The organism is Mesorhizobium sp. WSM4848 (assembly GCF_055811375.1).
Map to the genome: position 1 here is coordinate 376,619 of NZ_JBVVPX010000001.1, position 23,399 is coordinate 400,017.

Below are 23,399 nucleotides of genomic sequence, written 5' to 3' on the forward strand. Positions count from 1 at the left end.
GTCTGTTGAACACCCGCCGCCACCGAACCGGCGCAATGATAAGAGGACGATTATGCGTATCCCGATCGGCGCCGTTGCCGCCATGTTGCTGATTTCCACCGCCGCCTTTGCCGGCCAAACCGAAGGCCTGATCAAAGAGATCGACAAGGAGACGTTGACACTGACACTCGACGACGGCAAATCCTACAAGCTGAACGCCGAAACCGATCTCGAAGCGCTGAAACCCGGCATGGACATCGTGATCGCCTACGACGAGACAAACGGCGAGAACATCATCACCGACATGCAATTGCCGGATAGCGATTCAACCGAATAGAGCCTCTTCGGCTGACTTGGCAAAGTGCCATGCGGACATCGAAGAAGCGCCGAGATAGCGAGCGTAGCCAGCCTTCGCCGCGTAGGGTCTTCTCGACGGGCGTATCCGGTCCCTGCAATGAATCTGATAAGATCGACATGATCGGTGCTGAGCCGGCGCAGCGAATTGTTGATTGAGATCAGGATGGCATTCGCCAGCACGATCTCGTCGCGCGGCGCGAGCTCGCGAACCAGGATGCCGGTCACTCCCTCGCAGGTGACGGCCGAGGTGGCGTGGGTTGTCAGCCCCGGTAGGCGCGCTTGAGGTCCGCGATGATGATCTTCCTCATCTTGTACATTGCCTGAAGAACCCGCTTGGCCTTCTCCTTGTCGGGATCGCCCAGCATTTGCAGCAATGCCTGGGGCGTGATTCCGCGATTGGCTGTTTAGCGAAATGGCGGCCAGACGCCGCGGGAGCGCAAAGCTTGACGCGACGGCGCAACCGAGCGCCGTTGAATTTTCGCACTGCCCGGCAAGTGGTTTGACGTCGGAATCGCAGCGGTTCAACATAGCGTCGGCCTTGCACAGGCCCGTGTGCTCACCACGCCAAAGCTTTAGCAGTGCGACTTGCGGTCATTCATTTTGGGCGGTGCTGGCTATTTAACGCGACCAGCTCCGGCTGGCGATGGGTCTCGGATTTGGCGAAGACGGCTTTCAGCTGATTCCTGGCGGTTTCGTTAGTGAACCCAACTCATCCGCGACGGCATTCAACTCTGTGTCCGATGAAACCCGGCAAGCCAGTCTCGCCTCGGCAGGGGTCAGCCCGCTCGCCTCAGAGCCACTCCAGGCGTCGGCCCTCCAGCCTGAGCAAGCGATCGTGCGGCACATTCAGCCTTGCGGCTTCTTTCTCGGGCATTCCCAGCACCATGCGGAACAGGGCGCGCACGACGCCACCATGGCTCACGCAGACCGTCCGGCGGTCCAGCGCGTCGAACCACGGCTTTACCCGTTCGAGCAGCATTTGATAGCTTTCGGCGCCCTCGCCGGGCGGCAGGAAATTCCACTTGTCGAAGCGCCTCTCCCTAGCCGAGCCGAGATGCCGGGCCTCAAGTTCGGGAAAGGTGAAACCCTGCCAGTCGCCGAAACTCATTTCGACAAGGCGGGGATCGGTGCGGTAAGCTTGGGGATCGAGCCCCATCGCCATGCGAATGCGTTCCATGGTCTCACGCGTTCGCCGCATCGGGCTGGCGACAAAATCGAAATCTTCGGGGTTATGCACGAATTCGGCCAGTCGACGTCCATTGCGGGTGGCCTGCTCGCGGCCGAGCGGATTGAGATCGGTGTCGGCCTGTCCTTGCAGCCGGGACTCGGCGTTCCACACCGTCTGGCCATGGCGCGCGATGTAGACGAGCGGATACATTAGGTCATCCGGAGAGCGGCCGAGAGCAGGCGGGAGGGTATATTCGACTATTCCTTGACGGTCGAAATATCAGGCGCGTCGACCGCCTTCATGCCGACGACATGGTAGCCGGAATCGACATGGTGGATCTCGCCGGTGACGCCGCGTGAAAGGTTTGAAAGGAAATAGACCGCTGAATCGCCGACTTCCTCTTGCGTCACCGTCTGCTTTAGCGGCGAATTGTATTCGTTCCACTTCAAGATGTAGCGAAAATCGCCGATGCCGGAGGCTGCCAGCGTCTTGATCGGACCGGCGGAGATGGCGTTGACGCGGATTTTCTTGGCGCCGAGGTCGACGGCCAGATAGCGCACGCTGGCTTCGAGCGCTGCCTTGGCAACACCCATGACGTTGTAGTGCGGCATCACTTTTTCCGCACCGTAATAAGTCAACGTCAGCAGCGAGCCGCCATCGGTCATCAGCGCCTCGGCGCGCTTGGCGATGGTGGTGAAGGAAAACACCGAAATGTCCATCGTGCGCAGGAAATTGTCGCGCGTCGTCTCGACATATCGGCCTGTCAGCTCGTCCTTGTCGGAAAAGGCGATGGCGTGGACGAGGAAATCGAGCTTGCCCCAATGCTTGGCGATGTCGTCGAAGACCGCATCGAGCGTTGTCGGATCGGTCACATCGCAATGGCCGGCGACATGGGCGTTGAGCTCCGCCGCCAGCGGCTCGACGCGCTTCTTGAACGCCTCGCCCTGATAGGTCAGCGCGATCTCGGCGCCATGGTCGACGCAGGCCTTGGCGATGCCATAGGCGATCGACCGATTGTTTGCGACGCCCAGGACAAGCCCGCGCTTGCCGGCCATAATGCCTTGTCCACCCGCCATGTGAGCGCTCTCCGCAAGATTTGCTGCTTCGTGAAGTGGCTATCGCACAGGCACAGAGCCCCTTCAAGCGCTCAAAACGGACAGTGCCCGCCCGGCTGACCTTCCGACCTGGAGTATCGATCGCCTGGGCGAAGCGCTTGTGGCGTGCTCACGCGAGAATTGACGAAAAGACGGCACGCCATGCCATGCAGCAGTTCTGCAAGAGTAGTTGTGCATCGAAGCGGTCACTCGACCCTAAAACGAGCCGCATCTGCCGGCGCGGAGGCCAACAGGTCGCGAACAAGTTTCCTCGTCATGAATTCACCGGCGTCTTTCGCATCCGGGATGTCCATGGCGAACGCTCCGGGACCTCCGATCACGCTGGAGCGGAAATATTGTGCAAGTTCCGCATCCTGCCCCAGGACCAATCCGTTGATCGTGAAGCCTTGCGCCAGCGCCGCGTCTCGCGAGGATTCTGTTCCGCCGTCGAAATTGTCGGTTCCGTTGGCGCAGATGTTCATGACAGCGCGTGCCGTCGCGTGCGGCGATGACGTCAACAGGAGCGAAGCAAAGTCAATCGCCTCCGATATGTCTGAGCGTTTGCGGCGTGCGCCTTTGACGCGCCAAGCTAGCGTCTGCGGTTGCGCATCAACGCTTCAAGATCGCTGTCTCCGCCCTCGGGCAGCATCAGCCGCACATGCGCGTAAAGATCGCCGTGACCGCCGACTTTTTCCGGCAGGCCCCTGCCCTTCAGCCGCAGGACCTTGTCCGAGCTCGACCAGGCGGGAACATTGACTGCAACCCTGCCGGTCGGCGTTTCGACCGCCACCTTGGCACCCAGCACGGCATCGGCCAGCGCAACCGGCAGGTCGGCGTGGAGGTCGCGGCCTTCGACGCGGTAGCGCGGATGCCGCCGGAAGCGGATCTTGACCAGCGCATCGCCCGGTTGCCCCGGCCCTTGCTCGCCTTGGCCTTTCAGCCGGATGGTCTGGCCATCCTCGACATAGGCTGGCAGCTTGACGGCGACCTTGCGCCCGTCGGGGAACATCGCCGTTACCTTCTCCGCAGTCGCCGCTTCTTCGATGGTGATGTCGAGTGTCACGTTCAGGTCGGCGCCGGACGGCGCCTGCCGGCCGGCGCCCATGCCGGCGCCGCGAGAGAAGGTCTCGCCGAAAATCTGGCTGAAGATGTCGCTGCTGCCGTCGAACGGATCGCCGCTCGGACGGCCTGAGCGAAACTCGAAACGCGAGCCGCCCGGCCCTTGCTGCCGGCGAAAACCGGCGAACGGATCGGCGCCGCCGGCGGCGCCCTCGAAGCCTTGAAAGCGCGGCTTGCCCTCGGCATCGATCTCACCGCGATCGAAAGCCGCACGGTTCTTCTCGTCGCCGACGATTTCGTAGGCCTGGTTGGCCGCGGCAAACCGCTCCTTCGCCTTGGGATCCGGATTCTGGTCCGGATGATACTCCTTGGCGAGTTTGCGGTACGCCGATTTTATATCCTTGGCCGATGCGTTCTTGGCAACGCCCAGCACCTCATAGGGGTCGCGCATGCTTCCTGTCCTGGAGAAGGAGTGAGTCCACGATTGCCATCTATATGCGCTCGCATAGGAAGAAATTCCAGTAGCTTACGGTCACATGATGACGGAAAATCAGAGCGCCTTGAAGTCCTGCATCCGCCAGGCGCCGGCGCCGGCCAGGCACACCTCGCCCCTGAACAGGGCGACGCCGTCGAAGCTTTCACGTGAGGCGGTGAAGCGGCGGCAAAGCTGGCCGTTGTCCCTGGACTCCGCCAGTTCGGTGATCGAGCCGCGCGAACCGGTATCGGAATTCGCCCAGGGAACGGCCTGCCCGCCAAGTTCCTGGATATCGGCTGAAGACACCGCATTGCGGATCGTCACCTGGTCCGAGGCGCGATCCTGGTCGATCGGCAAGCCAGAGGCAGGCGTGCTGCTGGTGAGGATCGTACGGTCGACCTCCGCCTGCTCCAAACTGAAGCCGCCGCCACCGCAGGCGGCAAGCGGCAAGGCGACCAGCACGATCGCTGCTCCCTTGACGGCAACCTGTGCATTGGCCGAAGCAATAAGGCTCCATTGCCTGCTGTCAAAAAGTTGCGCGATGCGCGACAATCGGCAATCTCCCCCGGCCGGCAATAGAATTGGAAAAACTATGAGCGAAACTGAGTTAACAAGCGGTGACTTTGCCGAGGCTGCCGAGCCATTCCGCCTGTTTGCCGCATGGCTCGACGACGCGACGAAGAGTGAGATCAACGATCCCAACAGCGTGGCGCTGGCGACCGTCGATGCCGAGGGCATGCCGAACGTGCGGATGGTGCTGCTCAAAGGGTTCGATGAAAGCGGATTTGTGTTCTACACGAATTTCGAGAGTGCCAAAGGCCGCGAGATTCTTGGCAGCATGAAGGCGGCGATGTGCTTTCACTGGAAATCGCTGCGCCGGCAGGTGCGCGCGCGCGGGCCGGTGGAGATCGTTACCGAGGCGGAAGCGGACGCGTATTACGCGACGCGTCCGCGCGGCAGCCGCATCGGCGCCTGGGCGTCGAAACAGTCGCGGCCGCTGGAGAGCCGCTTCGCACTGGAAAAGGCCGTTGCCGAATACACCGCGCGCCATGCGATCGGCGAGATCCCACGGCCGAAACACTGGTCGGGTTTTCGCATCGTGCCGCAGACCATCGAGTTCTGGCACGACCGGCCTTTCCGGCTGCACGACCGCATTGTCTTCTCGCGCAACGCTGAGGGCGGCTGGGACAAGACAAGGCTTTATCCCTGATGGGTGGTCCGTTAGCGGCTTCACCAAAGGAGCCTGGGCAATCCCTGCCGAACCACCCTGGTTCACCAATAATTATGGTGAGCCGCAAATGAGGGTTATTTTCATGGCGGCTTTTACCGTGCGCGTCCCGGACGAAACTGCAACCAGGCATGACCAGCTTGCCGAAAAGGTCGACCGCTCGCGCTCCTATATGGCCGCGCAGGCCATTGAGGACTTCGTAGCCCGTGAGGAATGGCAACTCGCCGAGATAGAGGCCGGGTTGGCCGAAGCCAAGCGCGGCGATTTTGCCAATGGCCGTGATATAGCCGCTGTTGTCGGAAAATACGTCAAGTCGCGGAAATGATCGCTTTCCTGGTCGATACGGGCGACAAGATCTTCACGCGAGCTAATAGCCCAGCTATCCCTTCTTCCTGGTCATGAAGGCCATCAAGGCGGCGCGGGCCTCCTCGGACTTGAGCCGCGCGCGGAAATGCTCGCTTTCCTGGCTGATGCGGTCAACGAGGTCTTCACGCGAGCCGCGCATCAGGTCACGCGCGATCTTCAGCGCCTGCGGTGGCTTGGCCGCGATCTGGCTTGCGGCGGCAAGCACGGCGGATTCGAGTTCGTTCTCCTCGACCACCGCGTAGATCAGTCCGGCCGCTTTCGCCCGCTCGGCCGAAAAACCTTCGCCCAAACCAAGCAGCGCGAAGGCGCCTTGCCGGCCGAGAATCTGCGGCGCAAGCAGGCTCGACCCGGCCTCGGGGACCAGTCCGAGATCGACGAAGGGCGTGCGGAATAGTGTGCGCGGCGTGGCGAAGGTCAGGTCGCAGTGCAGGTTGAGCGTGGTGCCGATGCCGACCGCGATGCCGTCGACGCCGGAGATCATCGGCTTTTCCGTCCTCGCCAGCGCCATCAGGAAATCCCAGACTTCGGTGCCGCCCTCGCCGCCGGTGGCGACGACCATGAAATCGGCAAGGTCGTTGCCGGACGAGAAGGCGCCTGGAACACCGAGGAAGACATGGACGCGGATCGCCGGATCGGCATCGCCCTCGGCAAGGGCTTTGGACATTTTCGCATACATGGCCCGCGTCAAGGCGTTCTTCTTGTCCGGTCGGTTCATGCGGATGATCTGGATGGCGCCCTGGCGCTCGACGAGGATGTGGTCTGTCATGGGTGATCCTTTGTGAACGTCGTGAAACGTCGACCTGGTGGCTGTCAGGCAGAAATCAGTGTCTGGCCGGCAGCGGCAAGGCTGTCGGCGCCGCCGATGACACGCTCCTTCAGCGCGCCCGCCTCGCCAAGCAGGTTTTCGGCGAAGAAGCGGCAAACGGCGATGCGGCTTTGGTCGGCAAGCGCGCCGCGCGCCAGATAGGCGCCGCCCGCCGCCAACGAGATCAGCCTCAGATAAGGCGTCGCGCCGGCCAGCGCCGCGTCCGAGCGGCCGTCGGCGAGCAGCCGTTGCAGGAATCGCGTCGCCTGGCTGAGATCGTCGAGCGCCTGGTCGAGGCCATCGGCGGTGCGGCCAAAACCTTGAAGGTTCGAGGTCCGCGCTTGATTGGCGACGGCCTTCAGTTCGGCGATGTAATTATGCACATGCTCGCCGCCGCCAAGCGGCAGCTTGCGCGCCACCAGGTCTATCGCCTGGATGCCATTGGTGCCTTCGTAGATCGGCGCGATGCGCGCGTCGCGATAAAGTGCTGCCGCACCCGTCTCCTCGATGTATCCCATGCCGCCATGCACCTGCAGCCCGAGCGAGGCGACCTCGACGCCGACATCGGTGGAAAAGGCCTTGGCCAGCGGCGTCAGCAGATTGGCGCGCTCCTGCCAATGGATGGCTTCATCGCCGACGGATACGCGCGCGTGGTCAATGGCGTGCGCGCAAGAATAGCTGATGGCGCGCGCAATCTGGGTCAGCGCCTTCATGGTCAGGAGATTGCGCTGCACGTCGGGGTGATGGACGATCGGCGCCATGCCGTTGCCGTTATAGCTCGCGGCCTTGCCTTGCCGGCGGTCATTGGCGTAGGCGAGCGCCTTCTGCGTGGCCGTTTCGGCGACCGCAACGCCCTGCATGCCGACGGCGAGCCGGGCATTGTTCATCATGGCGAACATGCAGGCGAGGCCCTTGTTTTCCTCGCCGATGAGCCAGCCGTTCGCGCCGGGGGTGATCCCTTCGAAACCGTCGCCATAGATCATGGTGCAGGTGGGCGAGGCGTGGATGCCCAATTTGTGCTCCAGCCCGGAGCAGAAGACGTCGTTGCGTGCGCCAAGCGCGCCATCGTCGCCGACAAGGAATTTCGGCACCAGAAACAGCGAGAGGCCGCGCGTGCCGGCCGGCGCGTCCGGCAGCCGCGCCAGCACCAGATGGATGATGTTGTCGGTGAAATCGTGCTCGCCATAGGTGATGAAAATCTTCTGGCCGAAGATGCGGTAGGTGCCGTCGCCGGCCGGCTCGGCGCGGGCGCGCAAGGCATTCAGATCCGAGCCCGCCTGCGGCTCGGTCAGGTTCATCGTGCCCATCCATTCGCCTGAGACGAGTTTTTCCAGGAATTTGACCTTCAGCGCCGGTGAGGCATGCTTGTCGAGCGCTACGACCGCGCCCATTGTCAGCGTCGGGCCGATACCGAAGGCCATGGCGGCGGAGTTCCACATTTCGAGCGCGGCGACGCCCAGCATCGTCGGCAGCGCCTGGCCGCCGAACTCCTCCGGCGCTGACAGCGCGTTCCAGCCGCCGTCGATCCAGCGGCGATAAAGTTCCTTCCAGCCGGGCGGCATGGTGACGGCAGCGCCGCTCAGCACCGCGCCTTGTTCATCGCCGATCTTGTAGAGCGGCGCGACCTCTTCGCTGGCAAAGCGGCCGGCTTCCGCCAGAATGGCGTCGACGAGGTCTTCGCCTAGGTCGCCAAAGGTGCCGGCGTCAAGCGCCGGCTTCAAGCCGGCCACATGCTTCAGCGTGAAGGCGATGTCCTCGACTGGTGCCCGGTACATGGCGCTCGCTCCTCCTCCGTCCGGCATGTCAACTTAAGATCCGTGCCGGCACAAGACCATCCGCTTTTGGGTCGCCTCCCCCGCCTTCTTTTTACGTAAACGTCAAATTTTGTCACGCAGATTTTGCAATTGCTGCAGCACAGGTTAAATTCGGCAAAAGCCGGGCAGTTCGACCGGCGACGGATCAACTGGATTGGACCGCCCGTGCTCGCCAGACCTGACGCTTATCGCTGCATCGAGTGCGGCCTGCCCTATCGAGCGGCAGGTTTTTGGCAGCATCGGGGCAAGATCGACGACGGCGCCGCCTATTGGTCGGATCGCGGCATTCTGTGTTCGCCGCAATGCTCGCTGGCCCATCACCGCAAGCGCAAGGCTGAGGGAACGCTGCCGCAAGCGCCGGCGCCCGACCCGTTCCACCCTCTCGCCCTGCGTTGATGACCAGCAAAGCCATCCCCGGCACGATTGCGGCGGTCGCCGCGGGCCGCCGAAAGCATTTCCTTAACCATGGCGGTTCAGGATCAGGCTTTGGCCAGCAAGGATCTGCTGTTTGAAGCCGCCGGCGCACCCTCTTCGCCGCCCAGGACTCCTCGTCGCGACCGCGATGACAATGGCGTTGGCGCCGGCACAAGCCTCGGACTTCTCCGAGCCCTGGAAGAATACCGACCGGGCGCTGGTGATCGACGCCTACGAATACAATCCCATCGATTGGACCGAGCTTTCCACCGACAAGCGCATCGTCGGCTTCATCAACAAGGCGTCCGACGGGATGCCGCCAGCGTATTTCTGTTTCGGCGACGAGACCGCGACGCGGCTCTGCAAGGCGCTGTGGAAGCGCCATGCGGTGGCACAGGAACTGTTTCAGACGCGCAAGGTGGTGGCCAAGGCGCTCGGCCTGAAATGGGGCGCTTATCACCTCGCCCGACCCGGCAACCCGGTGGGACAGGCCAATAATTTCATCAATTTCGCGAAACCTGGTCCGGACGACCTGCTTGCCCTCGACATCGAGGAAGACGACCCGACGAAATGGATGTCGCTCGAGGATGCAGAGGAATTCGTGCGCCATGTGCATCGGCGGATTGGCCGTTTTCCGGTGCTCTATACCAACGGCAAGACCGCCAAGCACATCGCCGACAACAAGTACAAATACCGGCTGCTGTCGCGGCTGCCGCTCTGGTATGCGCGCTACAAGCCCGACATCGGCGTGCATTTTCCGATGGGCAACTGGCAAGGCTACGCACTCTGGCAGTTTTCGGCAAAGGCCAATTGCGGCCGGTTCCGCTGCCCCTATCGGGTGGCAGGCACGCCGAACGACATCGATGTCAATGTCGCACCGATGGATGCCGCCGCCTTGCGCGCGCAATGGCCGTTCGGCGGCCTGATCGACGCGCAGCCGGATTACCTCGCCTCGATACCGCTGCCTCTCTCGCGGGCGGCCGGCCTTGCGGGCAATGTCACCCTTACCTATGCGACCGTGGCGCCGCCGCCGAGCTTCACCGAAATGGTCGCCATGTTCAGCGCGGGCTGGGCCAAGTTCCGCGGCAGCTTGCAAATGCCTGCCGTGGGGACAGCGCTGCGTCTTCCGCGCCGGATCGCCGATTATCTGGGGTGGCTGCGAAAGGAAAAGCCCTCCGCATCGGCCGTTGAAGCCGTGCCCACCGATCCGGTCAGCACTGCGTCGACCGAGTTGGATCGTACCCCCCGCTAATCTTGCCCCGGATAATCTTGTACGTCAGCGCGCCTGCTCGCGGGCCACGGCCTGCCAGCCGATGTCGCGGCGGCAAAAACCTTGCGGCCAATCGATCCGGTCGAGCGCGGCGTAGGCTTGTCGCTGCGCCTCGCCGACCGTGCCGCCGGTCGCCGTGACACCGAGCACACGGCCGCCATTGGCGACCAGCGCGCCGCTGTCGATGGCGGTGCCGGCATGAAAGATCTCGACGCCATCGCCCGCGGCCTGTTCGACGCCGCGGATGACCGAGCCCTTTTCCGGCGTGCCGGGGTAACCCTTGGCCGCCATCACCACGGTGAGCGCCGCCTCGTTGCGCCAGCGCACTGAGGTATGTGCAAGCTGGCCGTCGGCGGCAGCGTTGAGCAGGACCAGGAGATCGTCCTTCAGCCGCATCATCAGCACCTGGCATTCCGGGTCGCCGAAACGGGTGTTGTATTCGATCAGCTTCGGCCCGTTGTCTGATATCATCAGCCCGGCAAACAGCACGCCCGAAAACGGCGCGCCAAGCTCGGCCATGCCGCGCATGGTCGGCTCGACGATCTCGCGCATGGTGCGGTCGATCATCTCCGGCGTCATCACCGGGGCCGGCGAATAGGCGCCCATGCCGCCGGTGTTCGGGCCGACGTCGCCGTCACTGAGGCGCTTGTGGTCCTGCGCGGTGCCGAATGGCAGCGCGGTGACGCCGTCGCACAGGCAAAAGAAGCTCGCCTCCTCGCCGGTGAGAAATTCCTCGACCACCACCTCCGCGCCGGCCTGTCCGAAGGACCCGTCGAAACAGGCATCGAGCGCTGCCAGCGCCTCGGCCAAATTAATGGCGACGGTAACGCCCTTGCCGGCGGCGAGGCCGTCGGCCTTGATGACGATCGGCGCGCCCATCCTTTCGACATAGGCCCTGGCCGACGCCAGATCGCCGAAACGGCCATAGGCGGCGGTCGGGATGGCGTATTTCGCGCAGAGATCCTTGGTGAAACCCTTGGAGCCTTCCAGCCGCGCCGCCGCCCTGGACGGGCCGAAGACGCGAATGTTTTCAGCGCGAAGGTCGTCGGCAATGCCGGCGACCAGCGGCCCTTCCGGCCCCACCACGACGAGGTCGATCTTTTTCTCCGTGCAGAACCGGGCCACTGCCGCATGATCGGCAATGTCGAGCGTCACCAGTTCGGCTTCGCCGCCGATGCCCGGGTTGCCGGGCGCCGCGTAAAGCTTCGTCAGCAGCGGCGAGGCCGCGATCTTCCAGGCCAAGGCATGTTCGCGGCCGCCGGAGCCGATCAACAATACGCGCATGCCCAAGTCCCTTGCCATTCCACGATCAGGACTGCGCTATTGCGCCCCGTACGATGGGTCAAGACATTTGGGTGCTTCGACGGCAATTGCGCACGGGAACGTGGGCTCCGACTGCACCTTGCATTGGCCCCAATTGCGTCTTACGTTTTGTGTATCGATCAAGTGAGGGTATGAAATGTCGGAGACTGCAACCCTGTCCTCGAAGTTTCAGATATCGATTCCCAAGGCGATCCGGACCGCCCAGCATTGGGAAGCGGGTTTGACCTTTGCCTTCATCCCGAAGGGAACGGGCGTGCTACTCGTCCCTGTGCCGAAGCGGGAAGCGCTGAAGGGACTGGCGAAGGGCGCTTCGGCGACGGAATATCGCGACCGGTCGGACCGTGTCTGATGGTGCTCGTCGATACCTCGGCTTGGATCGAATGGCTGATAGGCTCCACGACTGGAGAGCAGGTGGCCGAGCATCTGCCCGAGCGAGCCGACTGGCTCGTTCCGACCATGGTACAGTTGGAACTCGCAAAATGGCTCACTCGCGAAGTAGGCGAAAACAAAGCCGATCAGACCATCGCCTTTACGCAGGTCTGTAAGGTGGTCCCGCTTGACACGGAGATCGCCCTAGCAGCCGCCGAAGCCTGCCGGAAGCACAAATTGGCGGCCGCAGATGCGATCATTTTCGCGACCGCTCGGGCGCATGACGCGACGCTCCTGACTTGTGACAAGCATTTCGAGAGCCTGCCAGTCGTGACCCTCATCGAAAAGATCTAGGTCGCGGACGAGGCTTGACGCTTTCCGTCGCTGCTGCCACTTCAGCACGATGGAACCCATCCAGTCGAAAACAGCCCAGGGCCGCGTCGCCGATGCGCCGAGCGGCCACTGGGTCTACCGCATTCTGCCACGCTGGCTGTGGCCCCATGCGCAGCTTGCCCGGTGGGATCGGCCGATCGGCTGGCAGTTGCTGCTGTGGCCGTGCTGGTGGTCGGCAGCCCTTGCCGCGAGTGCCTATCCACGCCCTACTGATCCCTTGCTCTCGCTGCTGCCGGCGCCATGGTATCTCGTGCTGTTCCTGATCGGCGCCGTCGCCATGCGCGGCGCCGGCTGCACCTACAACGACCTGGTCGACCAGGACATCGACAACCAGGTGGAACGGACGCGCTCGCGGCCACTGCCGGCGGGAAAGGTCACGCGCCGGCAGGCCTGGGCGTTTCTCGTGATCCAGGCGCTGGTTGGACTCGCCGTGCTTGTGCAGTTCAACAGCTTTGCCGTCCTGCTCGGCATCGGCTCGCTCGCCGTCGTCGCCATCTACCCGTTCATGAAGCGATTTACCAACTGGCCGCAACTGGTTCTCGGCCTTGCCTTTTCCTGGGGTGCACTGATGGGATGGGCGGTCGAGTTCGGCGATCTCGATGGCCCGGCCGTCATGCTCTATATCGGCTCGATCCTGTGGGTGATCGGCTACGACACGATCTATGCACATCAGGACAAGGAAGACGACGCCATCGTCGGCGTGCGCTCGACCGCTCGCCTGTTCGGCGACAACACCAAGACCTGGCTCGTCGGGTTTTATGGCGGAGCGCTGGTCTGCTTCGCCGTCGCCTTCGCGGCAGCGCAGGCGCCGGTACCGGCGCTGGCCGGCCTGGTCGCCGCCGGCGCCCATATGGCGCGGCAAATCGCAGTGCTCGACATCGACGATCCCGACCAGTGCATGCTTCTGTTCAGGTCGAACAACCAGGTCGGCTGGCTGATCTTCCTCGGCCTGATCGGCGGCGCGTTATGGGTGGCGCTGAAGCCGCTGGTTTAGCGGCTTTTTTTCCTTCTCCCCTTGTGGAGTCTGAAGGGCGGGCGAGGCCCGTGACTCGCCCCGGGCGGTAGATTGTCGCGAAGCGACAAGACGGTTGAGGGTGTTTGGAAGAAATGAGGCGTCGGCGTTCCCTGGAACACCCTCATCCGACCGAGCTTCGCTCGGCCACCTTCTCCGACAAGGGGAGAAGGGAGAGCGCTCGCACTATTCGTCGCGCGAAATGATCTCCTGGCCGCCGATCACCAGCCTGAGGCCAAGGGCGCCTGCCCTGCGACGGGCGAGAAAACGCGGACGACGCTTGGTCGAAAGCCGACCCCTGCGGCGGTCCTGCGCGGGCAATGTCTTGATAGCGTCGCCAAGCGATTCCTCCAGGGTGCGGGCGATGCCGTCGGATTCGATCAGAAGCATCGGCAGACGGTAGGCATCGGCCCAGGCGCGCCAGTCGGCGGCGACATCCTCGAGATCGTCGGCCACCAGCAGCGGCACCGACAGCATCGGATCATTGTGCAGAAGCTCCAGCGTCACCGTGACATTGCCGTCCGGATCCTCCATTGCGCGGGCTGCCACGCCACGAAACGCGTTGGCGGGCAGGGCGATGAACGCCGGCAGGCCGCTCATCTCCAGCACGCGGCGAATGACGGCGCCACGGTGGTCGATGGTGAAGGTGACGTCGCCATAGTCGTCGCGCGTCGCGTAGCTCACCACCTGCGGCAGGCGGAATGGGTCGAGGCGCATATTGCGCCCGGCCCAGACTGGCTTCAGTCCAGTGTTCATATCGTGCCTTTCCTGTCTCTCCTGAGAGCCGTCTTCCGGTTCTCCGGGCCGGTTTTTCCAGCCTCGTTGTCGGGAAACATTAGCGCGGGCTTCTTATCGCAGCGCTTAAGAAAGTCGGTTAAATTTTGCTGATCTCGAGGGGATGGTTATCGGAATGCGACCATTCACAAGGCGGCGAAAGGATCAGATAACCTTACCGGGATTCATGATGCCGGCCGGGTCGAAGGCCGTCTTCACCCTGCGCATCAGCTCGATCGCCATCGGCGGCGCTGTCGCGATCAATTCATCCCGCTTCAGCTGGCCAATGCCGTGCTCGGCCGAGATCGAGCCGTGAAGGCTGCGCACCACATCGTGCACGGCCTTGTTCATGGCGTGATAGAGCCCGAGAAATGCTTCGTCATCGCCGCCGATCGGCCGGGAGATGTTGTAGTGGAGATTGCCGTCGCCCATGTGGCCGAAACACACCTCGCGCGCACCGGGGCTGACCGATTGAACGGCGCCGACCGCCTCTTCGATGAATTGCGGGATGGCCGCCACCGGCACAGAGATGTCGTGCTTGATCGAGGCGCCTTCGGGCTTCTGCGCCTCGGGCAGCAGCTCGCGGAAATTCCAGAAGGCATCGCCCTGCGCGATGCTCGCCGCAATCACCGCATCGCCGACGATCTCCTGCTCGAGGCCGGCTGAGAGCACCTCCTCGATGAGGGCCCTGGCATCCTCCGCCGAGCGACCCGAAGAGATCTGCATCAGCACATACCATGGCCAATCGCCGGACAGCGGCCGCACGACGCCTGGCGCGTGCAGAAGCGTGAAGTCATAAGGCCTCTGGCCGATCAGTTCGAAAGCAGTGAGCGCCGCACCGGCGCGATCCATCGCCAGGCTGAACAAGGACAGTGCCGCCTCAGGTGACGACAGGCCGGCAAAGGCCACCTCGCGCCCCTTGGGCTTTGGGAAAAGCTTGAGCACGGCGGCGGTGATGACGCCGAGCGTGCCTTCCGCACCGATGAACAGGCCCTTCAGATCGTAACCGGTGTTGTCCTTCTTCAGCTTGCGCAGATCGTCGAATACCTCACCGGTCGGCAGCACCACTTCGACGCCGAGGCACAGCTCACGCGCATTGCCATAAGCGAGAACGCCGGTGCCGCCGGCGTTGGAAGAGAGATTGCCGCCGATCTGGCAGGAGCCTTGCGCGGCAAGCGACAGCGGAAACAGCCGGTCGGCGGCATCGGCCGCTTCCTGCAGCGTCTGGAGAATGACCCCGGCCTCGACGGTGACCGTGTTGGACAGGAGGTCGATCTCGCGGATGCGGTTCAGCCGCGACAGCGACAGCACGATCTGGCGGCCGGACGTGTCCGGCACCTGCGCGCCGACCAGCCCGGTGTTGCCGCTTTGCGGCACGACCGGAGTTCCCGTCTCGGTCGCCAGCTGCATGATGCGGCTGACCTCGTCGACGCTGCCGGGCCTTAGCACCAGCGCCGTCCGGCCATGCCAGAGGCCGCGTCGCTCCGTGAGATAAGGCACGATATCCTGCTGGTCGCGAAGCGCATATTTGTCGCCGACGATTGCCGCAAAGCGGTCGATGAGGCCGGGGTCGATACCCCTTGAGATGTCGTTCATGGATGGGAAACTATGGTGCTCCATCGATCTTGTCACGAGGGGCGGCGGCGCGCGAAAGCCGGTCATTGATCGCCTCGCCCAGCCCGTCGGAGGGGATCGGCTCGACAGCGATTGTCTTGGCGCCGCTGCGATCGAGATCCTGCATATGGGCAAAGAGGTTGCTTGCTGCCTCGCGCAGGTCGCCGGTCTCGGACAGGTTGCGCAAGGCGGCGGCGCCTTGCCAGCCTTCGGCGCGGCGCGGGCCGAACGCCAGCAAGGCTTCGCCCTTTGCGACTTTTGCGGCGTTGACCCGCACCGCAGCGCCCGGCGCGTAATGCGAGGCGAGCATGCCCGGCGCCTCGATGCCCGCCGCGCCGCGCCGCAGCTTCATGCCGGCGGCCGCTTCGATCTCTTCGGCGGCAAAGCCGCCGGGCCGCAGCAGCCGCAGTGTTCCGCCCTCTATCTTCACGATTGTCGATTCGACCCCAACCGACGTCGCGCCGCTATCGACCACCAGCTTGATTTTTGCACCGAGATCGGCGGCCACTGCCTCGGCCGTCGTCGCGCTGATCCTGCCTGAGGAATTGGCGCTGGGCGCTGCAAGCGGGCGTCCGAGCCTGGCGATCAGTTGGCCGCCAAAGCCTTTCGGCATGCGCAGCGCGATCGTATCGAGCCCGGCGGTGACCAGCGGATGAATGCCGTTGCCGGGCCGCTGCGGCAGCACCAGCGTCAGCGGTCCCGGCCAGAATGTCTGCGCCAGCCTTTTCGAAACGGGATCGAACAGCGCGATGCGCTCAGCCATCGCCAGATCGGCGACATGGGCGATCAGCGGATTGAAGCGCGGCCGGCCCTTGACCTCGAAGATGCGCGCCACGCCAACGCCATTGGTGGCATCGGCGGCCAGACCGTAGACGGTTTCGGTCGGAATGGCGACGACATCGCCGCCTTCGAGCAGCGCCAGCGCCCGCTCCATCGCCTCGCCGGCGGCAAGTATCTCAGCCACTCTCATCACCTGACAGATGCGGGACCTCACGAATGTGGTGCGTAATACGGGAACGTTCACGGGGCAAGTCCGGGCGGAAGCGAATTGCCAATCGCTAAAATGCCAGCTTACCTGGCAAGCCCGCATCAATTTCCGGACGCTATGGTGCCGGCTTGTTGGGCAAGGGGAGCTATCATGATCTGGGTGCGTATCCTGGGAGCGCTTGGTCTTACTCTGGCGGCGGGCACAGCACAGGCTTCGTCCTTCGTTGTTCCCGGTGCACCATCCTCGACGCCGTCCGTCGTCAGGCTCGCCGCGCCTGAACCGGTGAAGGTGGCTGGCAGCTCCTCGACGCCATCGATCGTGGCGCTGGGCGAACCAGTGCCCGATGTCACCTATGAAAAAGTTTCTGCGATCCCCCAGCCCAAGCCCAAGCATGATTTCATGCAAAGCCCGATGATCATTCGCGGCGGCATCGTCGGTGACGCCTTCGCAACACCGGCGCCCAGCCCCGCACCGGCCGCGGCAACTGCTGCCGCAGCGCCCGGGACGGCCACCAAATCCGACAAAAAAATAACGACAACGAACAGGCCGCCTGAGCCCGCAACACCGCAACCAACGCCCATCCCCGAAATCGACCAGGCCAGATAGAAGTTCGCCGGTCAGGACGACGCTCGCCTAATTTGCCAAGCCTCAGCCGGCAATTTTCGAGAAATCCGCGACCTGGTCGGTCGCTGCCCGGATGCGCGCCAGCAACGCCAGGCGGTTGGCGCGCACGGCCTGGTCCTCATCATTCACAAGAACGCGTTCGAAGAATGAATCAACCGGTTCACGCAACGCGCTAAGCGCCAGCATGGCGGCGGAAAAGTCTTCGTTGTGAATCGCTTGGCCGGCTTCCTTCTCGGCCTGATTCACCGCGGCAAACAGCGATTTCTCGGCATCTTCCCGGAACAGAGCCGGCTCAACATTTTCGGCGATCGTCGTTTTCTTCTTCTCTTCGGCGGCCAGGATGTTGGCCGCGCGCTTGGTGCCGGCAAGCAGATTCCTGCCGTCCTCGGTGTCGAGGAACGTGCCTAGGGCTTTGACACGACGGACGATTTGCAGGAGATCGTCGTTGGACGGCGAAGCCCCCTCATCCGGCCGCTCTGCGGCCACCTTCTCCCCGAGGGGAGAAGAGGTCGCCAACGCTGGTGCCAGCCTCTTCTCCCCAGCGGGGAGAAGGTGGCCCGAAGGGCCGGATGAGGGGGCAGCGCCACTTGCCAGCACCGCGTCGATCAAATCATGCCGCGCGCCCTGGTCGCGGAGATAGACTTTTAGGCGGTCGTGGAAGAAGGCGAGGAGATCGGCGCTAAAGGCCGGTCCGGACGCAAGATAGTTCGCCATCTGGTAAGCGCGGTCGAAGAGAGATGTCAGCGCAAGCCGGACACGATTCTCGACCAAAATCCTGATCACCCCCAGCGCCGCCCTCCTCAGCGCATAGGGGTCCTTTGACCCGGTCGGCTTTTCGTCGATCGCCCAGAACCCGACCAGCGTGTCGAGCTTGTCGGCGAGCGCCACCGCCACCGATACCGGGTCGGTCGGCACGCGGTCGGACGGGCCCTGCGGCTTGTAGTGCTCCTCGATGGCGGCTGCGACCGAGGGATGATCGCCCTGCAGCAGCGCGTATTTGCGGCCCATGGCTCCCTGCAGTTCCGGGAACTCGCCGACCACCTCGGTGGTGAGGTCGGCCTTGGCCAGGACGACAGCGCGACGTGCGAGCGCGGTAATCTCCCTCCTTGAGGGGGAGATGTCGCCGAAGGCGACAGAGGGGGTCGGCACGTCCAGACGCGACGCCGTATCGCGGACAGAGGATGCCGGCGATCCACGCGAGACGACCCCCTCTGGCCTGCCCTCTTTGCCACCACTTGGCATCTCCCCCTCAAGGGGGGAGATTGCGCTCGCCACGATCGGCGCCAATTCCTCAGCCAGCCGCGCAATGCGCTCTACCCGCTCACCTTGCGTGCCGAGCTTGGCATGGAAGGTGACGCCGAGATGGTCGAGGCGGGCCATGCGCTGGTCGAGCGGCTTCTTGAGATCGAGCCCGAACTTTTCCGCCGATGCCTGCAACTGGTCGAGATCAGGCAGGTCGTTCTGGTCGGTCTTCCAGAAATAGAGCGCGTCGGAGAGGCGGGCGCGCACCACCTTGCCGTTGCCATGGGCGATCTCCTTGCCGCCGTCGCTGGCCTCGATATTGGCGGTCAAGATGAAGTTGTTGGAAAGCTCTTCACCAGTTCCCTGCGGTCGCGTCACAAAACACTTCTGGTTGGCGCGGATGGTCAGCCGGATCACCTCGGCCGGAATGGCGAGAAAGTCCTGCTCGAACGCGCCCATCAGCACGACCGGCCATTCGACCAGGCCTGACACTTCCTCAAGCAGCCCCTCGTCCTCGACAAGGTCGAGCCCGCTGGCGAAGGCGAGATTCCTGGCGTCGGAAAGAATGATCTGCTTGCGCCGGTCGGCGTCGAGCACGACCTTCGCCGCCTCCAGCTTGGCGGCATAGTCGTCGAAACGGCGCACGCTCATGGCGCTCGGCGCGTGAAAACGATGGCCGTAGGTAACGTTGCCCGAGCGGATACCGTCGATCTCAAAATCGACGACCGCCGGCTCCTCGGTCTCCGGGCCGAAGGTGCAGAGGATGGACTGCAGCGGCCGCACCCAGCGCAAGGATCCCGGTTTCGCCGAGGCCGGCCCCCAGCGCATCGATTTCGGCCATGGAAAGTCGCGGATGATGCCCGGCACCAGTTCGGCGATGATTGCTTCCGCCGCCCGGCCCGGCTTGGAGATATGGGCGACATAGAAGTCGCCCTTCTTCGGATCGGCGTGGATATGCGCCTCGGCGATCGAGGAAAGACCGGCCTTGCGCAGAAAACCCTGGACCGCCTGTTCGGGCGCCTTGGTCGAGGGTCCCTTGATCTCGTCGCTTATGTCCTTCGAGCGCGCGGTCACGCCGCGAATGTCGAGCGCCAGCCGGCGCGGCGTCCAATATTCGCGCGCCGCCTCATAGGTTAGCCCGGCCTCGACCAAACCGTCCGTCATCATCTTCTTCAGGTCGCCCGCCGCCTTGCGCTGCATACGCGCGGGAATCTCTTCCGAACGGAGTTCTAAAAGCAGGTCGGGCATAAATTGTGCTCACGCGGCAAGATGGTCCAGGCGGCATAGCAACTCGGCTGGCCGCTGTCACCCTTCCCTCATGCAATCGGCCCCGGCGCATCTACCGACGATTGCCAAAAATATTCCTCTGCCTGTCGGGCCAGAGCGGGGGCATCCGTCCTTGGGTCAAAGATCTCCATGAACCGAACGCAGCGCTGAAGCGACCAACGCTCAGGCAGAGAACTATTGGCTGAACGACCATGAAGACGGCATCGACATTCCTGCAGATCCTCGCGCTCAGCGCCTGTTTCGCGGCGCAGGCTCATGGCACGTTCACGATGCCTGGCGTCAGACAAGCGCTGCGGACGATGGCTGGCTCCAGCGGCCAAGGCGTACTGCCAATCGGCGCTTCAGTCGAAATCCCAAATTGCCTCTGGAGCTAAGCCGCCAGTCCACCTGCCTGCGTCAGCAAGAACGCCTCGCCGCAGGCTTTCGCCAGATTGCGAACCCGCAAGATGTAGCTCTGCCGCTCGGTAACCGAAATCACGCCGCGTGCGTCGAGCAGGTTGAAGACGTGGCTGGCCTTGATGCACTGGTCGTAGGCGGGAAACACCAGGCGGTGGTTCCCCTCCCCCTTGCGGGGGTGGCCGGACGAAGTCTGGCCGGGAGGGGTCGCTGGGACCTTACTTGCGGTGCCTTCTGTGGCAACCCCCTCTGCCCGCTTCGCGGGCATCTCCCCCTCGAGGGGGGAGAAGGGCGCGCCGGCATCGAGTAGCGCCTTGCACTCGGCCTCGGCGTCCTCGAAATGCCGAAGCAGCATCGCGGTGTTGGCGAATTCGAAATTGTGCCGCGAATATTCCTGCTCGGCCTGCAGGAAGACCTCGCCATAGGTCACCTTGTCGGCGCCGTCGCGGCCGTTGAAGTTGAGGTCGTAGACATTGTCGACGCCCTGCACATACATGGCCAGCCGCTCCAGCCCGTAGGTGAGCTCGCCCGCCACCGGCGCGCATTCGATGCCGCAGACCTGCTGGAAATAGGTGAACTGCGACACTTCCATGCCGTCGCACCAGCACTCCCAGCCCAGCCCCCAAGCGCCGAGCGTCGGGCTTTCCCAGTCGTCCTCGACGAAGCGGATGTCATGCAGAAGCGGATCGACGCCGATGGCCGCCAGCGAGCCGAGATACAGTTCCTGCAGATTAGGTGGGTTCGGCTTCAGGATCACCTGGTACTGGTAATAGTGCTGCAGCCGGTTCGGATTTTCGCCGTACCGCCCGTCCTTGGGCCGGCGCGAAGGCTGAACATAGGCCGCGTTCCAGCGCTTTGGCCCGAGCGCGCGCAGTGTCGTCGCCGGGTGGAACGTGCCGGCGCCGACTTCCATGTCATAGGGCTGGAGAACGACACAGCCATAGTCCGCCCAGTAGTTATGCAAAGCTAGGATCAGCCCCTGGAACGAGCGGCTGGGATGCATATGGGCTGGGATATCAATGGTCACGGCGGCCTCGACGGGAAAGGCGGGGATGCGGCCCTCCCTAGAGCGCCCACCGGCAAGCGTCAAGGCAAGGGGCCGGCCGCAGCCAGGGCAATCGGGTGAGTTAACGCGTGACATACGGCGCAAGTGGTGAATCTGTGGGTCCCCAATTGTCCGCACGACGAGATTGCGCTCGCAAACAAAATAGCAGGCAGGCAAGCGAGCAGGTTCGCGATGTGGGCTCAAGTGAATTTCGGCCCAAAAGACGGACGCCGAGAGCGGCGTGGCGGCCTGATCGTGGCCCTTGCTGGGAGCGAGAGATGAGAGCGCCCAGCGGTCAGTGCCGCGCCTCAGCCATTCGGCGGCTCTGATATGTGGTATCATTCGCTAGAGGCGTCCAGCACCATCTAGGAGACAAAAGTCATGGATTCCCAAGGGATGGCTCAGATGTCCTCCGTCGATTCTCTTGCAGCGAGTTTATTGTCGGCAACATTGATGTTCGATCGGGCGTCGTTGCTGGCGCTCGAGGCTTTGGCTGCCGAATCCGACCGTCGGGTCCTGAGACGCGGTGAGGTTCTGGTTCGCGAAGGCGATGCGTCGGACAGGTTTTTCATCGTGCTGTCTGGACGCTTTACGGTACACAAAGGAGATTCGACTGGCTCGGTCGCCGAGATCGCACACGGTGAACTCATCGGTGAAATCGGTTTCTTCGCGGGACTACCCCGCACGGCCACTGTCCTTGCAGCGCGCGATTCGATCGTCCTTGAAATCGGTCGCAATCATTTCGAGAAGGCGGCCGAGACATTGCCGAGCCTGAGAGAGGCGGTCACGGTATTTCTGGCGCGCCGATTTGCCACCCAATCTCGGAGTTCGTCGCGTCTCAAGGAACCTGCCAAGATCCGAACGCTTGCGATCATTGCAGCCGGCGGAAGTCGCATCTCACCGCTGCTCATCCAGCACCTGCGGCAAGCGTTCGGCGCGGCCACGCGCGCTCGGTTCGTTTCCCGGCTTGACATCCAAGCGAAGTTCCCAGGTCTTCCGATCGACGACCAGCGGATCCTTAACTGGTTGAACGAACTGGAGGCGGAAGCCCAATTCATCGTCTATGTTGCCGATGAGGAACCTAATGAATGGACCCAGGTCTGCATTCGCCAGGCCGATACCGTCCTGTTGCTGGCCAACGCGTCCTGCTCGCCTCGCCTGAACCCTTCTGAGGAACTGACGCTATCGATCCATCCGCCATCGACCAGTCGGCTTGTCCTAGTTCACGACAATCGCTCGGCTGCGGTCTCCGGTACCTCTGCATGGCTCGATGAGCGACCCTATGTTGACCAGCATCATCATGTTGCGTTGGACGACGGGTCTGATTTCCAGCGCCTGGTCCGATTTATTTCGGGCAAGGCATTGGGCTTCGTGGCGGCAGGGGGTGGGTCCCTCGGCAGCGCTCATTTAGGCGTCTACAAGGCTTTCGTTGAGGCGGGCGCTTGCTTCGACTATCTCGGCGGGACAAGTTCCGGAGCGGCGATGATGGCCGGCTTCGCAAGAGGCTTGGATGCCGACCAGATCGACCGAGGCACCCACAACATATTTATCAAGAGCCGGGCGTTTCGCCGTCCCACCTTGCCGCATTTCGCGCTTCTGGATCACAAAGCGTTTGATCGGGCCCTTCGGCTGGAATACGGCGACGTTCTGATCGAGGATCTTTGGCTTCCGTTCTTTGCGCTTTCGACCAATCTGAGCAGCCGTCAGCCCCATGTCCACCGTCGTGGAAAGCTCTGGCACGCCGTTCGGGCGTCCGGCTCCATCCCGGGGGTCCTGCCGCCGTTCTTTACAGATGACGGCGATATGCTGGTGGACGGCGCTATCATGAACAATTTGCCGCTGGAGCAGATGACGGAGCTCAAGACCGGACCCAATGTCATCGTTACCTTCGGGTCGAGTGCACCGCAGAAATACGACATAGACTATGACCGCATCCCCGGAGCTTCCGAACTGGCATTGGCCTTGCTGAACCCTTTCGGTCGTGCCCGCTTGCCTCGGATTCCCAGCATCCTTCAGGTCATTGACATGAGCATGCTGGCACACCGGCCACAGGACATTGCCGTCGGCGAAGCGGATATCTTGGTCTGTCCCGAGGTTCCGAACACGATCAGCTTCATGGATTGGAGTCGGCATTCCGAGTTGTTTTCGGATGCCTACGACCGTACGACCCGATGGATCGAGGAACATCTCCGCCAGAACGACTCAGGGCTCCGAGCGGTGCTCGGCACCGCGCACGATTAGCATGGCTTATAGTCCAGACCCTTAGCGACAGCGGCGACGAGCCCGCATAATCGAATTCAGAA

At 63.1% G+C, this 23,399-nt stretch carries 22 protein-coding genes and 1 pseudogene; 10 read left to right on the forward strand and 13 right to left on the reverse strand.

Annotated features, from left to right (window positions below; all coding sequences use genetic code 11):
• Positions 1–52 precede the first annotated feature (52 nt).
• Positions 53–316 (forward strand): DUF1344 domain-containing protein, encoded by a 264-nt coding sequence (locus AC0L16_RS01810; protein WP_031254973.1) that lies wholly within the window; start codon positions 53–55, stop codon positions 314–316.
• Between the two features lie 810 nt (positions 317–1,126).
• On the opposite strand, the gene AC0L16_RS01815 is transcribed toward AC0L16_RS01810, so the two are convergent.
• The 5 genes and pseudogenes from AC0L16_RS01815 to AC0L16_RS01835 all read right to left on the reverse strand — a co-directional run bounded on the left by AC0L16_RS01815 (position 1,127) and on the right by AC0L16_RS01835 (position 4,684).
• The gene (locus AC0L16_RS01815) at positions 1,127–1,714 is read right to left on the reverse strand and encodes a histidine phosphatase family protein (RefSeq protein ID WP_473618641.1); all 588 of its coding nucleotides are present in this window, start codon (positions 1,712–1,714) and stop codon (positions 1,127–1,129) included.
• A gap of 47 nt (positions 1,715–1,761) precedes the next feature.
• Positions 1,762–2,580 (reverse strand): enoyl-ACP reductase FabI, encoded by an 819-nt coding sequence (fabI, locus tag AC0L16_RS01820; protein ID WP_077381357.1) that lies wholly within the window; start codon positions 2,578–2,580, stop codon positions 1,762–1,764.
• 224 nt (positions 2,581–2,804) lie between these two features.
• Positions 2,805–3,158, reverse strand: a pseudogene (locus tag AC0L16_RS01825) (DUF1194 domain-containing protein); the annotation flags it as partial.
• A gap of 29 nt (positions 3,159–3,187) precedes the next feature.
• Positions 3,188–4,108 carry a DnaJ C-terminal domain-containing protein gene (locus tag AC0L16_RS01830; protein ID WP_473618642.1) on the reverse strand — a complete coding sequence of 307 codons (921 nt, stop codon included), beginning with the start codon at positions 4,106–4,108 and terminating at the stop codon, positions 3,188–3,190.
• 99 nt (positions 4,109–4,207) lie between these two features.
• Positions 4,208–4,684 carry an RT0821/Lpp0805 family surface protein gene (locus AC0L16_RS01835; RefSeq protein ID WP_473618644.1) on the reverse strand — a complete coding sequence of 159 codons (477 nt, stop codon included), beginning with the start codon at positions 4,682–4,684 and terminating at the stop codon, positions 4,208–4,210.
• 40 nt (positions 4,685–4,724) lie between these two features.
• On the opposite strand from AC0L16_RS01835, the gene pdxH reads away from it, so the two are divergent.
• Both pdxH and AC0L16_RS01845 read left to right on the forward strand, forming a co-directional pair.
• A complete protein-coding gene (gene pdxH / locus AC0L16_RS01840; protein ID WP_023799362.1) occupies positions 4,725–5,342 on the forward strand; it encodes a pyridoxamine 5'-phosphate oxidase in 618 nt (205 codons plus the stop codon).
• A gap of 103 nt (positions 5,343–5,445) precedes the next feature.
• Positions 5,446–5,685, forward strand: a complete 240-nt coding sequence (locus AC0L16_RS01845; RefSeq protein ID WP_077381364.1) for a CopG family ribbon-helix-helix protein — start codon at positions 5,446–5,448, stop codon at positions 5,683–5,685.
• A gap of 54 nt (positions 5,686–5,739) precedes the next feature.
• Here AC0L16_RS01845 and AC0L16_RS01850 read toward each other — a convergent pair whose 3' ends face one another.
• Together AC0L16_RS01850 and AC0L16_RS01855 are read right to left on the reverse strand one after the other, a co-directional pair.
• Entirely contained in the window at positions 5,740–6,492 is a 753-nt protein-coding gene (locus tag AC0L16_RS01850) for a crotonase/enoyl-CoA hydratase family protein (protein ID WP_077381365.1), read from the reverse strand.
• Between the two features lie 44 nt (positions 6,493–6,536).
• Positions 6,537–8,306 carry an acyl-CoA dehydrogenase gene (locus AC0L16_RS01855; RefSeq protein ID WP_473618646.1) on the reverse strand — a complete coding sequence of 590 codons (1,770 nt, stop codon included), beginning with the start codon at positions 8,304–8,306 and terminating at the stop codon, positions 6,537–6,539.
• Between the two features lie 204 nt (positions 8,307–8,510).
• Between AC0L16_RS01855 and AC0L16_RS01860 the strand changes: the two genes are divergently transcribed.
• Positions 8,511–8,741, forward strand: a complete 231-nt coding sequence (locus AC0L16_RS01860; protein ID WP_473618647.1) for a hypothetical protein — start codon at positions 8,511–8,513, stop codon at positions 8,739–8,741.
• A gap of 166 nt (positions 8,742–8,907) precedes the next feature.
• On the forward strand, positions 8,908–10,011 hold the full coding sequence (locus AC0L16_RS01865; protein WP_077381367.1) for a glycoside hydrolase family 25 protein: 1,104 nt from the start codon (positions 8,908–8,910) through the stop codon (positions 10,009–10,011).
• 24 nt (positions 10,012–10,035) lie between these two features.
• Here the strand turns inward: AC0L16_RS01865 and purD are convergent, their stop codons facing one another.
• Positions 10,036–11,313: a phosphoribosylamine--glycine ligase gene (gene purD, locus AC0L16_RS01870; protein ID WP_077381368.1), complete on the reverse strand. Its 1,278-nt coding sequence runs from the start codon at positions 11,311–11,313 to the stop codon at positions 10,036–10,038.
• Between the two features lie 175 nt (positions 11,314–11,488).
• On the opposite strand from purD, the gene AC0L16_RS01875 reads away from it, so the two are divergent.
• From AC0L16_RS01875 to ubiA, 3 genes are read left to right on the forward strand one after another with little or no spacing between them, the layout of a single operon-like run.
• A complete protein-coding gene (locus AC0L16_RS01875; protein ID WP_202364017.1) occupies positions 11,489–11,701 on the forward strand; it encodes an AbrB/MazE/SpoVT family DNA-binding domain-containing protein in 213 nt (70 codons plus the stop codon).
• Positions 11,701–12,075 carry a PIN domain-containing protein gene (locus AC0L16_RS01880; protein ID WP_473618649.1) on the forward strand — a complete coding sequence of 125 codons (375 nt, stop codon included), beginning with the start codon at positions 11,701–11,703 and terminating at the stop codon, positions 12,073–12,075. The genes AC0L16_RS01875 and AC0L16_RS01880 overlap by 1 nt, the downstream gene beginning before the upstream one ends.
• A gap of 49 nt (positions 12,076–12,124) precedes the next feature.
• Positions 12,125–13,108 (forward strand): 4-hydroxybenzoate octaprenyltransferase, encoded by a 984-nt coding sequence (ubiA, locus tag AC0L16_RS01885; RefSeq protein ID WP_473618650.1) that lies wholly within the window; start codon positions 12,125–12,127, stop codon positions 13,106–13,108.
• A gap of 204 nt (positions 13,109–13,312) precedes the next feature.
• Here ubiA and AC0L16_RS01890 read toward each other — a convergent pair whose 3' ends face one another.
• The 3 genes from AC0L16_RS01890 to AC0L16_RS01900 all read right to left on the reverse strand — a co-directional run bounded on the left by AC0L16_RS01890 (position 13,313) and on the right by AC0L16_RS01900 (position 16,478).
• Complete coding sequence (locus AC0L16_RS01890) at positions 13,313–13,882, reverse strand: DUF6101 family protein (protein ID WP_473618651.1); 570 nt, start codon at positions 13,880–13,882, stop codon at positions 13,313–13,315.
• A gap of 183 nt (positions 13,883–14,065) precedes the next feature.
• Positions 14,066–15,496, reverse strand: a complete 1,431-nt coding sequence (locus AC0L16_RS01895; RefSeq protein WP_473618653.1) for an FAD-binding oxidoreductase — start codon at positions 15,494–15,496, stop codon at positions 14,066–14,068.
• A 10-nt stretch (positions 15,497–15,506) separates the two neighbouring features.
• Positions 15,507–16,478 carry an L-threonylcarbamoyladenylate synthase gene (locus AC0L16_RS01900; RefSeq protein WP_473618654.1) on the reverse strand — a complete coding sequence of 324 codons (972 nt, stop codon included), beginning with the start codon at positions 16,476–16,478 and terminating at the stop codon, positions 15,507–15,509.
• Positions 16,479–16,652: 174 nt separating this feature from the next.
• Between AC0L16_RS01900 and AC0L16_RS01905 the strand changes: the two genes are divergently transcribed.
• On the forward strand, positions 16,653–17,108 hold the full coding sequence (locus AC0L16_RS01905) for a hypothetical protein (protein WP_473618655.1): 456 nt from the start codon (positions 16,653–16,655) through the stop codon (positions 17,106–17,108).
• 42 nt (positions 17,109–17,150) lie between these two features.
• Here the strand turns inward: AC0L16_RS01905 and glyS are convergent, their stop codons facing one another.
• A complete protein-coding gene (glyS, locus tag AC0L16_RS01910; protein ID WP_473618657.1) occupies positions 17,151–19,616 on the reverse strand; it encodes a glycine--tRNA ligase subunit beta in 2,466 nt (821 codons plus the stop codon).
• Positions 19,617–20,025: 409 nt separating this feature from the next.
• On the reverse strand, positions 20,026–21,078 hold the full coding sequence (locus AC0L16_RS01915; RefSeq protein WP_473618658.1) for a glycine--tRNA ligase subunit alpha: 1,053 nt from the start codon (positions 21,076–21,078) through the stop codon (positions 20,026–20,028).
• Between the two features lie 423 nt (positions 21,079–21,501).
• On the opposite strand from AC0L16_RS01915, the gene AC0L16_RS01920 reads away from it, so the two are divergent.
• Entirely contained in the window at positions 21,502–23,337 is a 1,836-nt protein-coding gene (locus AC0L16_RS01920) for a patatin-like phospholipase family protein (RefSeq protein WP_473618660.1), read from the forward strand.
• The last annotated feature ends 62 nt before the right edge of the window (positions 23,338–23,399 follow it).

What these genes read in the sequence shown, in the direction of transcription:
- AC0L16_RS01830 (WP_473618642.1), bottom strand. Translation starts at nt 4,108, where the DNA reads ATGCGCGACCCCTATGAGGTGCTGGGCGTTGCCAAGAACGCATCGGCC.
- glyS (WP_473618657.1), bottom strand. Translation starts at nt 19,616, where the DNA reads ATGCCCGACCTGCTTTTAGAACTCCGTTCGGAAGAGATTCCCGCGCGT.
- ubiA (WP_473618650.1), top strand. Translation starts at nt 12,125, where the DNA reads ATGGAACCCATCCAGTCGAAAACAGCCCAGGGCCGCGTCGCCGATGCG.
- AC0L16_RS01815 (WP_473618641.1), bottom strand. Translation starts at nt 1,714, where the DNA reads ATGTATCCGCTCGTCTACATCGCGCGCCATGGCCAGACGGTGTGGAAC.
- AC0L16_RS01895 (WP_473618653.1), bottom strand. Translation starts at nt 15,496, where the DNA reads ATGAACGACATCTCAAGGGGTATCGACCCCGGCCTCATCGACCGCTTT.
- AC0L16_RS01865 (WP_077381367.1), top strand. Translation starts at nt 8,908, where the DNA reads ATGACAATGGCGTTGGCGCCGGCACAAGCCTCGGACTTCTCCGAGCCC.
- pdxH (WP_023799362.1), top strand. Translation starts at nt 4,725, where the DNA reads ATGAGCGAAACTGAGTTAACAAGCGGTGACTTTGCCGAGGCTGCCGAG.
- AC0L16_RS01905 (WP_473618655.1), top strand. Translation starts at nt 16,653, where the DNA reads ATGATCTGGGTGCGTATCCTGGGAGCGCTTGGTCTTACTCTGGCGGCG.
- AC0L16_RS01845 (WP_077381364.1), top strand. Translation starts at nt 5,446, where the DNA reads ATGGCGGCTTTTACCGTGCGCGTCCCGGACGAAACTGCAACCAGGCAT.
- AC0L16_RS01920 (WP_473618660.1), top strand. Translation starts at nt 21,502, where the DNA reads ATGTCCTCCGTCGATTCTCTTGCAGCGAGTTTATTGTCGGCAACATTG.
- AC0L16_RS01850 (WP_077381365.1), bottom strand. Translation starts at nt 6,492, where the DNA reads ATGACAGACCACATCCTCGTCGAGCGCCAGGGCGCCATCCAGATCATC.
- AC0L16_RS01875 (WP_202364017.1), top strand. Translation starts at nt 11,489, where the DNA reads ATGTCGGAGACTGCAACCCTGTCCTCGAAGTTTCAGATATCGATTCCC.
- fabI (WP_077381357.1), bottom strand. Translation starts at nt 2,580, where the DNA reads ATGGCGGGTGGACAAGGCATTATGGCCGGCAAGCGCGGGCTTGTCCTG.
- AC0L16_RS01890 (WP_473618651.1), bottom strand. Translation starts at nt 13,882, where the DNA reads ATGAACACTGGACTGAAGCCAGTCTGGGCCGGGCGCAATATGCGCCTC.
- AC0L16_RS01855 (WP_473618646.1), bottom strand. Translation starts at nt 8,306, where the DNA reads ATGTACCGGGCACCAGTCGAGGACATCGCCTTCACGCTGAAGCATGTG.
- AC0L16_RS01880 (WP_473618649.1), top strand. Translation starts at nt 11,701, where the DNA reads ATGGTGCTCGTCGATACCTCGGCTTGGATCGAATGGCTGATAGGCTCC.
- purD (WP_077381368.1), bottom strand. Translation starts at nt 11,313, where the DNA reads ATGCGCGTATTGTTGATCGGCTCCGGCGGCCGCGAACATGCCTTGGCC.
- AC0L16_RS01810 (WP_031254973.1), top strand. Translation starts at nt 53, where the DNA reads ATGCGTATCCCGATCGGCGCCGTTGCCGCCATGTTGCTGATTTCCACC.